Below are 15,204 nucleotides of genomic sequence, written 5' to 3'. Positions count from 1 at the left end.
TCAGCGCGCGCGACAGTCGAGGACGACCTGATCGGTGCCCGCGGCCTCGTGCGTACCGCACAGCCGCAGCTGGGCCGCGCCGAGCAGCTCCCGCCACGCGGACAGGTTCCGTTCCCTGCCACCGCAGCTGGCCAGCATCAGCAGATCGTTGAACCTGGCCCGCGCGCCCGCCGGCTCGGCGAGTACCCGGTCCACGATCAGCACCGGCGTTTCCCGCGAACAGCGGGCGCGCACCGCACGCAGGATCCGCACCGCCTGTTCGTCCGGCCAGTTGTGCAGGACCGCGGCGAGCACATAGCTGTCCCCGTCCGGGAAGTCACCGGCGAGCAGATCACCAGGGGCGAACCGGATCCGCTCGGCGAGCTCGGCGTTCTCCCGCAACGGGGAGACCTCCAGCACGGCGGGATAGTCGTGCACCACCCCGCGCAGTTCCGGTCTGCCGCGCAACAACTGCTCGGCCAGTCCCCCGGTTCCCCCGCCGAGATCGACGAAGGTACCGGTTTCCGGCCACACACCGAGCCCGAGCAGCGGGCCGTACACCCGGTGGGCCCGCTCATGGGCGAAGGTATGGAACGCGCGCAGCCTCCCGGGTTCCGTGTTGAGCCGTTCATACAGCGCAGCGCCGAATACCTCCGGGTAACAGGCGCGGCCGGTGCGCACACTATGCTCGAAACCCGTCCACAGTGCGAAAACCTCGTGATTGGCCAGCTCCGCTCGCATGCTGCCCTCGGTGTCCGAGCACAGCAGCAGCCCGGCCGGGCGCAGCCGCCAGCCCAGACGATCGCCCTCGACCACGTCCAGTGCGGCCGCGGCGCTCAGCACCCGGCCGAGCGCGTCCGGGTCAGCCCCGACGCGCTCGGCGAGTTCCCCGGTCGGCATCTCCTTGTCCCGCAACTGATCGGGGATCCACAGCGCGGCGAGTACCGCGAGCACCCTGCCGGGAGCCGGATCGGCGAGCGCCTGCAGTCGCTCGCTTTCCCCGGCCAGATCCGGCGCGCTCACGTGCGGGGCCCTGCGGTGCGCGCCGAGGACGCCAGCTGCGCGCGTGCCTGCTGTTCGGCCTCGTCGAAACGCTCCGGCCACGGTCCCCCGCGCAGCTCGCTGAACACCTCGCGAAACATCCGCACATTGCGGATCCGTTGCTCCGCGGGGATATCGGGACTGGTGAAGAACGCGATGTCCCCGGGAACCATGAACCGCATGCCGAGCGCGGTCACCGGGCTCGCGAACGGGCGGAACGTCTCGCTGTGCAGCCCGCGGGACTCGTGATCCGGCCAGAAGTCCCCGAACATCATCCCGTGCTCACCCCATTCGAGCCGGTGAGCACTGTGCACCCGCTCCACCATCGCGCGGATCTCTGGGTCGGGAAGTCCGTACGGCACGATCAGATAGACGAGATAGGTCTTGTCCTGGCGCTCCCGCGCATCGGTACCGAACCGGTCCCGCAGTTCGCGCGCCCTGTCCAGCAGCGCCGTATCACCGAGCCGCGCGTCGAAATCGAACAGTTTCACCATGTCCAGCTGCAGCGCGCGGCCCATGAACGGACACACCGTCCCCGGCCTGCCGAGCCGCGGATGGCTGTTGACCGGGAACGTCGTGAGCCATTGCCAGAGCCGATCGGCGCGTTGCTCGTACATCTCGCCTCCCAAAGGACGCGGTCGTGTCCAGTCGTGGCCTCCGCCGAGCACGGTACGGCGCACCCGTATCGCCTCCTTATCGCATTTGTCCCCGCTCACCGGGCGCCAGGCGATAAGAGTTCGAAAACCGGAACGGCTACGTTGCGCCGTGGGGTGTTCCGGCTCGCCCGCCGCGCGCGGGCGCAAGACACGAAAAGGAGTTCGCCCGGTATGGACGAGGACGACCTGGGACCGGTCCCCGAGGTGGACGGCGGCCCTGCGCTGACCGACTGGCTCACGCGCATGCGCGCCGAACACCCGGTGTGGGAGGAACAGACCGGGATCGTGCACGTGTTCCGGTACTCCGACGTGCAGTCGGTGATCTCCGATCCGGACCGGTTCTCCAATGACGCGAGCAGGGTCGTCCCCGTGCTCGAACCCCTGACGAGGGGACACATCAACTCGACGGATCCGCCGCTGCACGCGAAACTGCGCAAGCTCGTCGCCCAGGCATTCTCCCCGCGCACGGTGAGCAGGCTCGAGCCGCGGATCCGCGCGATCGTCGATGAACTGCTCGAGCATGCCTCCGGGGACCGCATCGATCTCGTCGACACGCTGTCCTATCCGCTTCCGGTCATGGTGATCGCCGAGCTGCTCGGAGTCCCGGCCGGCGATCGCGAACTGTTCCGCAAGTGGGCGGATGGCTTGCTCAACCTCGAGGTCGACTACGCCGATCCCGATCTGTACGACCGCATCGATGAGCAGACCAGGGAGATGAACGATTATCTGCGTGCGCACTGCCGGGATCGCAGGCGCCGGCCGCGCGAGGATCTGATCACCCAGCTGACCCTGGCACAACTCGACGGGGAACGGCTCACCGATGAGGAGATCGTGAAGTTCTCCAACACGGTGCTGATGGTCGGGCACATCACCACGACACTGCTCGTCGGGAACACGATCACCTGCCTGAGCGAACACCAGGAGATTCAGCATGAGGTACGGGCCGATCGTGGTCTGATTCCCGCCACGATCAACGAGGTGCTCCGCTATCGGTCCCCGTTCACCACGGTGAGCAGGGTCAGCACGGCCGAGGTGGAGATCGCCGGGACGGTGGTCCCCGCCAACCGGATGATCTCGCCATGGATCATCTCGGCCAATCACGACGAACGCCAGTTCACCGATCCGCAGCGGTTCGACATCCACCGCACGGAAGGCAGGCCGATCGCCTTCGGCCACGGCATCCACTACTGCCTCGGCGCCGCGCTCGCCGGAACCGAGGCCCGGATCGCGCTGGATGCGCTTCTCGACCGCTACGCCGAGATCGGAATCGACACCGGCGGGCCGATCCGTTATCACCAGCGCGGCATGTACGGCGCACAGAACCTCCCTCTCCTCGTGCGCCCGGCCTGACACCGCCGAATCAGCGCCGACGATAGCGGCGCACGGACAGCGTGGCGAACACCGCGGTCAGCACCAGGATCCAGGCCAGCGACCCGACCACCGGCCAACCATAGGTTCCGGTGGTCAGCAGTCCGCGCGTGGCATCCACGATCACGGTCATCGGATTGACCTCGGCGACCGCGCGCAACCAGGTCGGCATCGTCGCCGAGGGGACGAACACCGAGCTCGCGAACTGCACCGGAACCATCCACAGCATGGTCAGGTTCTGCGCGGTCTGCATACCACGCGCGGCGATCCCGATCAGCGCCGAGATCCAGCACAACGCGATGCCATAACCGAGGAAAAGAGCCAGCGCCACCACGGTCGCCAGCGGACCAGCCGAGATACGGAACCCGATCGCGAAGCCGAATCCGAGGATCACCAGCACGCTGAGCAGCATCCGCAGGGCGTCCGAGATGACCCGCCCGGTCAGCACGGTCAGCGAAGCGATCGGCATGGCACGGAACCGGTCGACCACGCCGCTGGCGAAATCCACCGCGAGCGCGATTCCGGTACTGCGCGACATGATCGTCAGATTGAGCGCGACCATGCCGGGAATGAAGAACTGGGCGTACCGAGTGCTGTCCCCGGCGATCGCGCCGCCCAGCACGAACACGAACGCCACCGAGAGCACCAGCGGCATCACCGTGGCATCCAGCAACTGGCCGGGATCGCCGGCGACCTTCATCAGGTTGCGCCGCACGATCGCGGCGTGCTGGCGATAGCGATCGAGCAGGCCGTTTCTGGCCTCCCGCGCGGGAAACGGCGTGAGCGTGGGCCGGAGATCGGCGCTCATCGCTGTTCCCCGGTGCTCGTCGCCCGTGTCCCGGTCAGGGTCAGGAAAACCTCGTCCAGACTCGGGGTCTCGGTGCCGAAGTCGGCGAGCCGCACTCCGCTGGCACCGAGGGCGGACACCGCGTGTGACAGGTCGTCCTCCCCGCCGAGTGGCAATCGGACCAGGCCTGCCCGCTCATCGATCATGGCCGTGCCGAGCCCGGCATCCTGGAGTATCCGTGCGGTGTGCCCGCAGTCGGCGGCGTTCGCCGGGCACAGCCGAAGCCAGCGCTGCCCCACCACCTGGCCCAGCTCCGCCGCGGTCCCCTCGGCGACCGTCCTTCCGCTGTCGAGCACCGTCAGCCGGTCCGCCAGTGCCTCGGCCTCGTCCATGTACTGGGTGGTCAGCAGCACCGTCGTGCCGTTCTCGGTCAGGCCGCGCACCGTGCGCCACACCGTGTTGCGGCTGTGCGGATCGAGTCCGGTCGTCGGTTCGTCGAGGAACAGCACCGGGGGCCGACCGAGCACACTCGCGGCCAGGTCGAGCCGCCTGCGCATACCACCGGAGTATTTCCCCGCGGGCCGGTTCGCGGCCTCGGTCAGGCCGAACTGTTCGAGCAGCTCGTCTGCCCGCGCCCGGCCACGCCGCGCCGAGGAGCCGAACAACCGCGCGATCAGGTAAAGATTCTCCCGGCCGGAGATATCCTCGTCGACCGAGGCGTACTGGCCGGTGAGCCCGATCAGCGCGCGTACCCTGCCCGGCTCACGCACGACGTCGTAACCGCGTATCCCGGCATACCCGGAATCCGGCCGGATGAGCGTGGCGAGAATCCGCACCAGCGTCGTCTTCCCGGCACCGTTCGGTCCGAGCAGGCCGTGGATACCCGCCTCGGGCACCTCGAGGCCGATACCGTCGAGCGCGGTCATGGAACCGTATCGCTTTCTGATCCCTTCGACCCGGATCGCTGCAGACATCGCTGTCCCCTTACCGCCAGCCCGACCGTGGGACACCAGTGGATTACCGGACATCTCCGCAGCGGAGGCTACGTGTCCCGCTTATCAGTGGCATATCGATAACCGCGGACATCGCGGGGACGATGCCGGTATCGGCGAGATCGGAACAATACTTGCTCGAAAGGACACGGCGATACCGTCGCCACGAAACCGCTTTTGGCGGACGGAATCCTGCTCGTCCTACCCGAGGAAGGTACGCGATGTCCTTGTCTGTGAACATCGAGCCGGCACCCGCGGCGGTCACGCTCGAGACCGGTGACCGCGAGGAATTGAGCCGCTTGGCGCGCGAGCTCATCGCGAACGGGGACGGCCGGATCGACGATCCGGCTTGGATTCGCGCCGCGGCGCACGCATGGGAGCGACTGCCACATACCGTGCGCGCCACTATCCGGGAATTCCGCAGGGATTCCGGACGACGGGGCGCGCTGCTGCTTCGCGACCTTCCGGTACCCGAACTCCCCCCGACTCCCAACGAGCCCGGCTCGGTGCAGCACGAGGCCACCGAGAGCGCGGCGGCCTTGCTGATGTTCGCGGCGGGGCTCGGCGATCCGGCCGCGTTCCGTCCGGAAAAGGGCGGCGCCATGGTACAGAACGTGGTCCCCGTCCCCGGAAAAGAGGAGTTCCAGGGGAATGCCGGATCGGTGCTGCTGGAATTCCACAACGAGAACGCCTTCCATCCGCATCGCCCCGATTTCGTGATGCTGCTGTGCCTGCGCGCCGACCACGAGGGCATCGCCGGGCTGCGGACGGCATGCATCCGGGAGGCGTTCCCGCTGTTGAGCCAGGAATCCAGGGCCGCCCTGTTCGAGCCACGCTTTGTCACCAGCGCCCCGCCCTCCTTCGGTGCGGGCCGCGATGCCACCGAGCCGCATGCGGTGCTCACCGGGGCACCGGAGGATCCCGATCTGCGAGTCGACTTCGCCGCGACCGAGGCACTCACCCCGACGGGCACGGCCGCGCTCGACGAATTGCAGCAGCTTTTCGGGCGCCTCGCGCAGAATCACCTGCTGCGTCCCGGAGATCTGGCGATCGTGGACAACCGGGTCACCGTGCACGGGCGAACCGCGTTCACGCCCCGCTACGACGGTGCCGACCGATGGCTGCAGCGCACGTTCGCGCTGACGGACCTCCGGCGCAGCAGGGAACTCCGCGCGCTCGACGGGCACGTGCTCAGCTGAGCACGTGCCCTATCGCCAAGCGGCGAACCTGCGCTCGCCGTACAACAGAACCTGGCCCGCATGGTGCCGCACCGCGGCGACCTCGGCGAAGACCGCGGCGTGGTCGCCGACCTCGGTGACCTCGCTGACCTGACATTCGGCGAGGGCAAAGGCATCCTCGGTCAGCCAGGGCACACCGAGGACCGGGGCCGGCTGCCATGCCACGGCCGCGAACCGGTTCTGGTGCGCCGAGGAGAAGACCTCTGCGGCACGCTGACCCCGTACGTCGAGCAGATTCACCGCGAACCGGCCGGTCTCCAGCAGCGCACCGAGTGTCCCGCTTCCGGTGTTCAGGCACACCAGCATGGTCGGGGGCCGCATGGTCACGCTCGTCAGCGAGGTGCACGTCAGCCCGTGCGGCCGGGAATCCCCGGCGATGGCGGTCACGATCGAGACCCCGGTAGGAAAGGAGCTCATCAGCTCGCGGAACCCGGCCTCGGGTGCGGCATGGTCCTGTCGCACCCGGGCGGCCCCGACGGGGCTCGTTCCGAACATCGGCTACGCACCCCGCTGGATGCTCGCCACATACTCGTAACAGCTCGGCATTTCGGCCACGAGTGCGTCCGCCTCGGCCCGCAGCCTCGCGAACTCTTCCACGGCATTGCCCGGATCGGTGTGATCGAGCGCGGGCAGGTGTCCGCGCGGCCGGTGCCCGAGACCGAGCAGCATGGTGTTCCAGGAGTACATCTCGAAGCCGTGGTAATAGGGATAAACGGTCTCCTCGTCGAGCAACCGGGTCTGCGCGAGCTCCAGCTTCTCGGCGAGGCCATCCGGAATCGGCCGGAGGTTGGTCTCCTTCCAGTACGGCGTGTCGTCACGGGCCGCGGCGCGGTAGTGCAGTACGAGGAACTCCTTCACACCGTCGACCACGTGGGCCACCCGCTCGTTGTACGCCTTGATCTGGCGCGGATCCCATTCCTGTCCCGGGAAATGCTTCACCAGCTGTTCGATCCCGTGCTGGATGAAAAAGATCCCGGTCGATTCGAGCGGCTCGACGAACGCGCTGGAAAGGCCGATCGCCACGCAGTTTCGCACCCAGGAGTCCCGGTGGCGGCCGACCCTGATCCGGATATGGTTCGCATCGAGATCGTCCCGTCCCGGCGCGACCTTCGCGCGCAGCGTACGTTCCGCCTCCTCGGGAGTGCAGTAGGCATCGGAGTAGACGTAGCCGTTGCCATTGCGGCCGAACAGCGGAATGTCCCAGATCCAGCCCGAATCCATCGCCGTCGCGGTGGTGTACGGATTCATCTCCTCGCGTTCGCGCGGTACCCGCAACGCCACCGCCCGGTTGTTCGGCAGCACGTCCTCGAACGAGTCGAAGGGCTCCTCGAGGGTCTTGTTGATCAGCAGTCCCCGGAAGCCCGTGCAGTCGATGAACAGGTCGGCGGACAGCTTCCCGTGCTCGTTCGTCGCGATCCCACTGATCCAGCCCCGCGAGTCCTGTTCGACGCCCACGACATCGTCGATCACGTGGCGCACACCGCGCGAGACTCCGTAGTCGCGGAGGAATGCGGCGAGCAGACTCGCGTCGAAATGGAATGCGTACGGGAACTGCGCACGCTGCTCGGCGAGGGTGGAGCGGCCGAGCGAGCCATCGAGTTCCGCGGCGAACAGGCTGTTGTCGAGCTTCCTCGGGGACCGTTTCGCATCGCACATCGCCGCGGTCAGATAGCAGCTCTTGTCGAACGAACTGCCCTGGTCCCCGAGCTTGAGCCACCAGTCGGCGAGGTGGAACCCGTCCGCGGTACGCAGCCGCTCGAACGGGTGGTAAAAGTACTCCCCGGGGGCCGACCAGTTCTCGAACCGGATACCCAGCTTGTAGGAACCCGCGCAGTACGGCATCCAATCGGTCTCTTCGAGCCCCAGATAGTCGAAAAAATGCCGGACGGTGCTGAACGTCGCCTCACCGACACCGATCGTGGCGACCCGGTCCGATTCGACGAGTGTGACCTCTACCTTGCCACCGAACGCCGCCATCAGGTATGTCGCGCTCATCCAGCCGGCGGTTCCGCCACCGACGATCACCACTGATTTGACCATGAGAAGAAACTCCTGACACCGGTAGTTCGGCTATTTAGCGGAATGCTGACCCGAATTCTCGCCCACCCGTCTTTTCCCCTGTTATCGCCGACGCCGTGCGGGGTGACCCCGAACCGATAACAGGGGGAAAAGCCACGCCGATAACGTGCGCCACGGTGATCGAGGACGTGAGCGTGCGGAGGTAGTCCATTGTCGACCGCAGAGCCGGACGAGGACGCGGGCACCGACCTCGGTCCCCCGCGACCGGCCGGCACCGGAACACCCCTTCCGCGCTGGGCGGGGACACCTTGCGGTGTCGAGACCGTGTCGCTGCCGATCCCCGGTTCGCTGATCGCGGCACTGCACCGGGTCCGGGGACGGCTCGGGGTCTCCGTCGATACGCTGCTGTTCGCCGCGCACGCCAAGGTGGTTTCCGTGCTCTGCGGGGATGACGACGTGCTCGCCGCCATCCGTTCCGGTGCCGGGGTACTCGGCCGCCGCGTCGATTTCGGTGCGCACACGTGGTCCGAGCTCATCCGATCCATCGAGAACACACCAGGTGAACCGGGGACCGAGGTCGAGACCGCGGTCGGCGCGCACGGCCCCGCCTACGGCCCGCCCCTGCTGCTGGATCTGGGTTTCCTCCTCGACGAAGGGCGACTGGTCCTCCGTTACCGCACGGAGCTCGGGGATACCGAGTACGCGCACCGGATCGGTGGGTATCACCTCACCGCCCTCGCGCACCTGACCGAGGATCCCCGGGCACCACACCGGGAGGTGTGTCTTCCCAGCGACGCGGAATCGCACCGCCTGATCCACGGATTCGCCGGACCGGCGCGGGAGATCCCGGAGCGGGGATTCACCGAACTGTTCGAACAGCGGGCCGCGCGATTCCCGGACGCCGAGGCCGCCGCACACGGTACGACCCGCTGGACCTACCGCACGCTCAACGCCAAGGCGAACCAGCTGGCGCGGGCGCTGTGCAGCCGGGGGCTGCGCCGCGAGCAGGTGGTCGGTGTGCTCGCCGACCGGGGGCTCGACTGGATGGCCGCCGTGCTCGCCGTGTTCAAGGCAGGTGGCGCGTATCTGCCCATCGAGCCCGAACTGCCACGCGAGCGCATCGAGACCATGCTGCGGCGAAGCGGCTGCACCCTGATGCTCGTGGACGGCGCCGGTGCCGCCACCGCCCGGGAACTGCGGACCGAGGCCACGGTGCTCGATACCGCATCGGCATGGCGCGCCGGACATGCGGACACCGATCTCGGAATCAGCACCGAGCCCGATCAGCTCGCCTACCTGTACTTCACCTCGGGTTCCACCGGGGAGCCGAAAGGCGCGATGTGCGAGCAGGCTGGAATGCTCAACCATCTGTTCGCCAAGATCGACGACCTGGAAATCGGCGAAGGACAGGTGATCGCACAGACCGCGCCACAGTGCTTCGACATCTCGCTGTGGCAGCTGATCGCCGGTCTGCTCGTCGGCGCGCGGACGGTGATCGCCGGACAGGATGTGGTCAAGGACGTGGACCGCCTACTCGATCTGCTCGAGGCGGAGGGCGTCACCGTGGTGCAGCTCGTCCCCTCGTATCTGGAGGTGATGCTCACCAGGCTGGTCGAGCGGCATCGCGAACTCCCGGCGCTGCGCTACGTTTCGGTGACCGGGGAAGCGGTCAAGAAGGCCTTGGTACAGCGCTGGTTCAGCCTTTTCCCCGAGGTGGCCGTCGTCAACGCGTACGGATTGACCGAGACTTCCGACGACACCAACCACGAGGTGCTGCGGCAGACGCCGGACGGAGCTCGGGTTCCCCTCGGCAGGCCGGTCAACAACGTCTTCGTGTACGTGCTCGACGAAGCGCTACGGCCCGTTCCGCTCGGCGCTCCCGGCGAGATCGTCTTCTCCGGGGTGTGTGTCGGTCGCGGTTACATCAACGACCCGGAACGCACCGAACGGGCATTCCTGGCCGATCCGCACCGGCCCGGCGAGCGGCTCTACCGGTCCGGGGATCTGGGACGGTGGCGCCCGGACGGCAAGCTGGAGTTCCTCGGCCGCAGGGACACCCAGGTGAAGGTGCGCGGCAGGCGCATCGAACTCGGTGAGATCGAGAACCGCCTGCTCGAGCACGAGGGGGTGCGCGATGGCGCCGTCCTCGTCCTCGACCGGCGCGGGACGCAGCGGCTGCTCGGTTGCTACACCGCAGATGCCGAGATCGACCCGGCCGCGATTCGTGCCACGCTCACCGCCGTACTGCCCGGCTATATGGTCCCCGACGAGTTCCGGCGCCTCGAGGCGTTACCGCTGACCGCCAACGGAAAAATCGACAAGCGAGCACTCGCCGGGGCGCTCGCCGAGCCGGTCGGGCCGAACCTCTCCGGCCCTCCGCCGAACACGCCCGCCGAGCAGGGGCTCGCCGCGCACTGGGCAGCGGTGCTGAACATTCCGGTCGGTGCGGTCGGCCGCGGTGATCACTTCTTCGAGGCAGGCGGTACCTCCCTGTCCGCGATCCGGCTCGTGACGAAGCTCGACAAGCGGGTCTCGCTTCGCGATGTGATCGAGCACCCGGTGCTTTCCGCCCTTGCCGAACTGCTCGAACAGCGCTGACCGAGGAGAAGGCGATGGACACTGAACTGCTGCACAGCCTCTCGCGCGAGGACGGCGAACCGATCGGCTCGTTCACCGCGCGCGCTCGATCGTGGTTACCCGCCCACGTACGCGAGGCGGGCGCGGTGCTCATCCGTGGATCGGCGAGCTCGGTCGAGGAGTTCACCGAACTCGCCGGGAGCCTCACGACCGAGCTGATGCCCGAGCGCGAGGGTTTCGCGAGCAGAACCAGCCATGGCGCGGGAATCTGTTCCGCGAGCCGATGGCCCGCCGATCAGCCGATGTGCATGCACCACGAACGCAGCTATGGCCGGACGACGCCCGGCCTCGTGCTCATCGGCTGCCTCACCGCACCCGAACGCGGCGGGGAAACCGGGCTCGCGCATGCGGGCAGGGTCGCCCGGGCGCTGCCGCCGGACCTGGTGGACCGCTTCGGGCGCGAAGGATGGATCCTCGAACGCAATTACGGCGACCTGGTCGGGGTCACGCTCGCCGAGGCGTTCGGAACCGAGGACCGCGCGCGGATCGAACGCTACTGCGCGGACAATGACATCGAGTACACCTGGAAGGACGGCGAGACGCTGCACACGAGGCAGCACCGGCCCGCGTTGGTCCGGCATCCGGATACCGGGCAGCGCCACTGGTTCAACCAGATCGCCTTTTTCAACGAGTGGACCATGGAACCGGACGTGCGTGACTATCTGGTCGGTACGTTCGGCCCGGACGCGCTGCCGTTCAACACCCGCTACGGCGACGGCTCCCCCATCGGACCGGAGACCATCGCCGGGATCAATGAGGTCTACCAGGCGCACACCATCCGCCATACCTGGTCGTCGGGTGAGGTGCTGTGCGTGGACAACCTCGCGATGGCCACGAGCAGGGAACCCTACAGCGGAGCGCGGGAGCTGCTGCTCGCGCTCGGGGATCCGGTCCGCACCGAAAATCTGGCGCCGGCAACCGCATCGTGAAACGGAGAGGCTGATGCCGATCATCAGCGAACCACAGGATTACAACGAGGAAGACCTCTACATCGACCTGCGCCGAACCATCGGGACCCCACTGCTGCTCAAATGCGAGGGCTTCAACTTCGCGGGCTCGATCAAGCTCAAGGCTGCCGTCTCGATGATCGAGCACGCCGAACGCGGCGGACGGATCGATGCGGACAGCGTGCTCGTCGAATCCTCCTCGGGCAACCTCGGAGTCGCCCTCAGCATGATCTGCGCCCAGCGCGGCTACCGGTTCATCTGTGTCACCGACGCCCGCTGCAATCTCGCGACACGGCAGCTCATGGCGGCACTCGGCAGCGAGGTACGCACGATCGGCGAACCGGACTCCGATGGCGGTTATCTCGGCGCGCGCCTGCGCCACGTCCGGGAGCTCTGTGCGGCGGACCCCCGCTGCTTCTGGTTGAACCAGTACGCGAACCCGGCCAATTGGCTCGCCCACTATCACGGCACCGCACCGGCGATCGCCAGCCGCTTCCCGGAGCTGGATGTACTGTTCGTCGGGGCCGGAACGACGGGGACTCTGATGGGCTGTGCCCGCTACTTTCGCGAGCACCGGCCCCGGGTGCGCATCGTGGCCGTGGATGCGGTCGGATCGGTCACCTTCGGGACCCCACCGGGACCGAGGATGATCCCCGGCCTCGGCACCGGTGTCCGCCCGGACATCCTCTGCGAGTCCATTGTGGACGAAGTCCTGCACATCGACGAACCGGACACCATCAGGACGTGTCACCGGCTCGCGGCGGCCGGATTCCTGTTCGGCGGCTCCACCGGCGCGGTGGTCAGCGGGGCACAGCGGTGGCTCGCGGCGGCCGGGACCGAACCGACGGCCGTGGCCATCGCACCGGATCTCGGAGAACGCTATCTCGACTCGATCTACCGGTGCGGCTGGGTCGACGAAATCTACGGAGCTCGAACCGATGACAACCAGACGCTCGTCCGCGGGGTACCCGGATGAGCGCGCTCGGCTGCGAAGCGGAAAGCACGCAAGGGATGAATCAGTTCTCCTCGATCCTCATGCTGTTGATCCTGATGGTCGGCATCATCGTGATCGTCGCCCTGTTCGTGCGCAGGAGCCGTAACCAAACCGGATCACGGAGCCACGAACAGCTGTACGCGCTCGCCGTGCAGGCGGCACGGGACCGTGAACAGCTGGCCGCGCAGATCAGCGCCGTCGAACAGCGGGTCGCAGCGATCCAGCGATTGCTCGAGGATGTCGAATAGCGGGACAACGCGACGCTGCTGCGCCACCATCACCCGATGGCGCTCACGATCCGCTCGGTCAGCTCCGCATCCTGTTCCGGCGGTTCTTCGATCCGGCACCGTTCGCGGGCGTAGAGCCGATGGAACTCCGGGAACTCGTACACGAGATTGCCCGGCGTGCCGGCGTTCTTGATCCGCAGCAGCTGCGCATCGATGAGCCGTTCGGCCGCGTTCTCCGCCTCCTCGGCCCCGAGTTCGAGAATCGATGCCGCCATCGCCACGGTGAACTCGGACAGTTCGAGCATCCCGAGTCGGCGATAGAGCCGCGCCGCGATGTCGTCCAGCTGCCGATAGCTGTCCCGTAGCCGCGAGCGCAGGTCGAGACCACCATGGCTGAGCATGTTGAGCCGCTGCCCGGGATCGGCGAGACGATCCACCAGCCGCTGCACCGTCCAGTGCGGTTTGCTCGTGAGTTTCGCGGCCGCGATCCGCAACGCGAGTGGGAGACCACCGCAGAGCTTGGTGAGCCGGGCCGCGGCCTCCGGTTGTGCGCCGATCCGTTCCCGTCCGACGATCTTCGTGATGAGTGCCAGGGACTGCTGCTCGTCCAACCTGGCGAGCTCGATTCGCTCCGGCGCGTGGCTGCCGAGTACTTCGCCGATCGGATTGGTTCCGGTGATCAGGACGGCACAGCGCCCGCTCCCCGGAAGCAACGGGCGAATTTTGCTGTGCTGGCCGACATCGTCGAGCACGAGCAGCAACCGGCGTTCGGCGAGGATGCTGCGGTAGAGGTTGCCCCGCTCCCCTGGCTCGGCGGGAATCCGCTCATCCGCGACACCGAGGGCACGCAGGAACCCGTCGAGTATCCGGTACGGATCCCCCTTGTGCTCGGTGTCCCTGCCGCGCAGATCCGCGAACAGCTGACCGTCGGGGAAATGGTGCCCGACTCGGTGCGCCCACCAGGTGGCCAGCGAGGTCTTCCCGATACCGGCTTCGCCGATGAGATAACCGATGGCAGAACCTCCGTCGGCCTCCGCACCGGAGACGAGCTGATCGAGTACGGCGATCTCGGGCTCTCTCCCGGTGAACGCGGCGGTGTTCGCCGGAAGCTGCGCGGGCACCGAGCCGTGAGGCTCCGGTACGGCGGACCGGTTCCGCACGCTCAGCGCGGGATCGTCGTTGAGGATCGATTCGTGCAGTGCTTGCAGGTGCGGGCCGGGTTCGATGCCCAGTTCCTCGACGAACAGTCGTCGCGTCTCCCGGTAGAGTTCACACGCCTGCGCGCGGCGGCCGCACCGGTAGGTGGCGAGCATGAGGTAACCGCGAGCCTGCTCGCGCAGCGGATTTTCCTCGACGAGGTTCTGCAGCTCGGTGATCAGCGAGCCGTGCTCGCCGAGTTCCAGCCGCAGCCTGGCTCGTTCCTCGAGGGCGACCAGCCGCTGTTCGTCGAGCTGGGTGACCTGTGACTGGATCACCTGGCTCGTGATACCGGCGAGAGCGGGGCCGCGCCAGAGTTCGAGCGCGGCCTCGAACTCCTCCGCGCCCCGAGCGGCACCCTGCTTCCGGGTGGCTTCCCGCGCCGCAGCAAGCCGTTCGGCGAATTCCCTGAGGTCGAGCCGCTGGCCACGAGTGCGTATCAGGTATCCCGGGGCGCTGGTCGCGATGACTTCCTTCGTGCATCCGGCCGCCTTGAAAGTCTTGCGCAGCGCCGCGATGCAGATCGCGATCTGGGTCTTGCTCGTCGCGGGCGGAGAGCCCTCCCACAGGGCCTCGGTGATGCGCTCGATCGACACGACCCGGTCCGCGTTCAGCAACAGGGCCGCCAGCACGGTTCGTTGCCTCGGCCCGCCGAGAGAGACGGGGATTCCGTCGCAGTACGCTTCGATCGGCCCCAGTATTCGCAGGTCAAGTGACGTCGTCATCAATTGTTCCCCAGGAATTTACCTTGACTCTTATTTCGCAAATATTCATCAAGATATCGATGTTATGACGATACCCAGAACCAAGTGTTGCGGTCAATTGCCATCACACTTCTGCAGGACCCGGAACACGGTCTTGACAAGACGATCCGAAACCGACAAGAATGGCGTTTCTTTTCGTGTCCATTCCGGCACTTTCCGTACAGGGGCACCTCTCGCTTCTCACGGTGAGCGAGAAGCACACCAAGGAATCTCAACCGAACGGTCACCATCACACCGAACGGGCAGACCTCACCGAGGGTACCGGAGCAGCGTCACTCCCCCTCAGCGGGGGACCCGTCGAAGAAGGAAATTCGCAAACCGGCAATGTGTACCGTGCGACCGAATCGGCTCGGATCAA

The 15,204-nt window shown here is 67.1% G+C and carries 13 protein-coding genes; 6 read left to right on the top strand and 7 right to left on the bottom strand.

Annotated elements, in window-relative coordinates; genetic code table 11:
* Window positions 1–1,002 carry a methyltransferase gene (locus tag AD72_RS15490; RefSeq protein WP_031467218.1) on the bottom strand — a complete coding sequence of 334 codons (1,002 nt, stop codon included), beginning with the start codon at window positions 1,000–1,002 and terminating at the stop codon, window positions 1–3.
* Window positions 999–1,637 (bottom strand): DUF6875 domain-containing protein, encoded by a 639-nt coding sequence (locus AD72_RS15485; protein WP_031467217.1) that lies wholly within the window; start codon window positions 1,635–1,637, stop codon window positions 999–1,001. Before AD72_RS15485 ends, AD72_RS15490 begins: the two co-directional genes overlap by 4 nt.
* 210 nt (window positions 1,638–1,847) lie before the next feature.
* Between AD72_RS15485 and AD72_RS15480 the strand changes: the two genes are divergently transcribed.
* A complete protein-coding gene (locus AD72_RS15480) occupies window positions 1,848–3,026 on the top strand; it encodes a cytochrome P450 (protein ID WP_051898650.1) in 1,179 nt (392 codons plus the stop codon).
* Between the two features lie 10 nt (window positions 3,027–3,036).
* On the opposite strand, the gene AD72_RS15475 is transcribed toward AD72_RS15480, so the two are convergent.
* Together AD72_RS15475 and AD72_RS15470 are read right to left on the bottom strand one after the other, a co-directional pair.
* Window positions 3,037–3,852, bottom strand: coding sequence for an ABC transporter permease (locus AD72_RS15475; RefSeq protein ID WP_037345990.1), 816 nt, complete (start codon window positions 3,850–3,852; stop codon window positions 3,037–3,039).
* Window positions 3,849–4,805, bottom strand: a complete 957-nt coding sequence (locus tag AD72_RS15470) for a daunorubicin resistance protein DrrA family ABC transporter ATP-binding protein (protein ID WP_031467214.1) — start codon at window positions 4,803–4,805, stop codon at window positions 3,849–3,851. The genes AD72_RS15475 and AD72_RS15470 overlap by 4 nt, the downstream gene beginning before the upstream one ends.
* 239 nt (window positions 4,806–5,044) lie before the next feature.
* On the opposite strand from AD72_RS15470, the gene AD72_RS15465 reads away from it, so the two are divergent.
* Complete coding sequence (locus AD72_RS15465; protein WP_031467213.1) at window positions 5,045–6,022, top strand: TauD/TfdA family dioxygenase; 978 nt, start codon at window positions 5,045–5,047, stop codon at window positions 6,020–6,022.
* A 9-nt stretch (window positions 6,023–6,031) separates the two neighbouring features.
* On the opposite strand, the gene AD72_RS15460 is transcribed toward AD72_RS15465, so the two are convergent.
* Both AD72_RS15460 and AD72_RS15455 read right to left on the bottom strand, forming a co-directional pair.
* Window positions 6,032–6,556: a flavin reductase family protein gene (locus tag AD72_RS15460; protein WP_031467212.1), complete on the bottom strand. Its 525-nt coding sequence runs from the start codon at window positions 6,554–6,556 to the stop codon at window positions 6,032–6,034.
* Between the two features lie 3 nt (window positions 6,557–6,559).
* Window positions 6,560–8,101: a tryptophan halogenase family protein gene (locus AD72_RS15455; protein ID WP_031467211.1), complete on the bottom strand. Its 1,542-nt coding sequence runs from the start codon at window positions 8,099–8,101 to the stop codon at window positions 6,560–6,562.
* Window positions 8,102–8,290: 189 nt separating this feature from the next.
* Here AD72_RS15455 and AD72_RS15450 point away from each other — a divergent pair, with 189 nt between their 5' ends.
* Genes AD72_RS15450 through AD72_RS15435 form a run of 4 tightly spaced genes read left to right on the top strand, consistent with a single transcriptional unit; the run spans window position 8,291 to window position 12,906 of the window.
* On the top strand, window positions 8,291–10,678 hold the full coding sequence (locus AD72_RS15450) for a non-ribosomal peptide synthetase (protein WP_051898649.1): 2,388 nt from the start codon (window positions 8,291–8,293) through the stop codon (window positions 10,676–10,678).
* Between the two features lie 14 nt (window positions 10,679–10,692).
* Window positions 10,693–11,646, top strand: a complete 954-nt coding sequence (locus AD72_RS15445; RefSeq protein WP_051898648.1) for a TauD/TfdA family dioxygenase — start codon at window positions 10,693–10,695, stop codon at window positions 11,644–11,646.
* A gap of 13 nt (window positions 11,647–11,659) precedes the next feature.
* Complete coding sequence (sbnA, locus tag AD72_RS15440; protein WP_037345984.1) at window positions 11,660–12,640, top strand: 2,3-diaminopropionate biosynthesis protein SbnA; 981 nt, start codon at window positions 11,660–11,662, stop codon at window positions 12,638–12,640.
* Window positions 12,637–12,906 (top strand): hypothetical protein, encoded by a 270-nt coding sequence (locus AD72_RS15435; RefSeq protein WP_031467207.1) that lies wholly within the window; start codon window positions 12,637–12,639, stop codon window positions 12,904–12,906. The genes sbnA and AD72_RS15435 overlap by 4 nt, the downstream gene beginning before the upstream one ends.
* 29 nt (window positions 12,907–12,935) lie before the next feature.
* On the opposite strand, the gene AD72_RS15430 is transcribed toward AD72_RS15435, so the two are convergent.
* A complete protein-coding gene (locus tag AD72_RS15430) occupies window positions 12,936–14,807 on the bottom strand; it encodes an AfsR/SARP family transcriptional regulator (protein WP_082468967.1) in 1,872 nt (623 codons plus the stop codon).
* Between the last annotated feature and the right edge of the window lie 397 nt (window positions 14,808–15,204).

Origin of the sequence: Sciscionella sediminilitoris (genome assembly GCF_000737195.2) — a bacterium.
Lineage (GTDB): Bacteria > Actinomycetota > Actinomycetes > Mycobacteriales > Pseudonocardiaceae > Sciscionella > Sciscionella sediminilitoris.
Note: the sequence above shows the minus strand (reverse complement) of the source record. Positions and strands in the feature narration are given on the sequence as shown.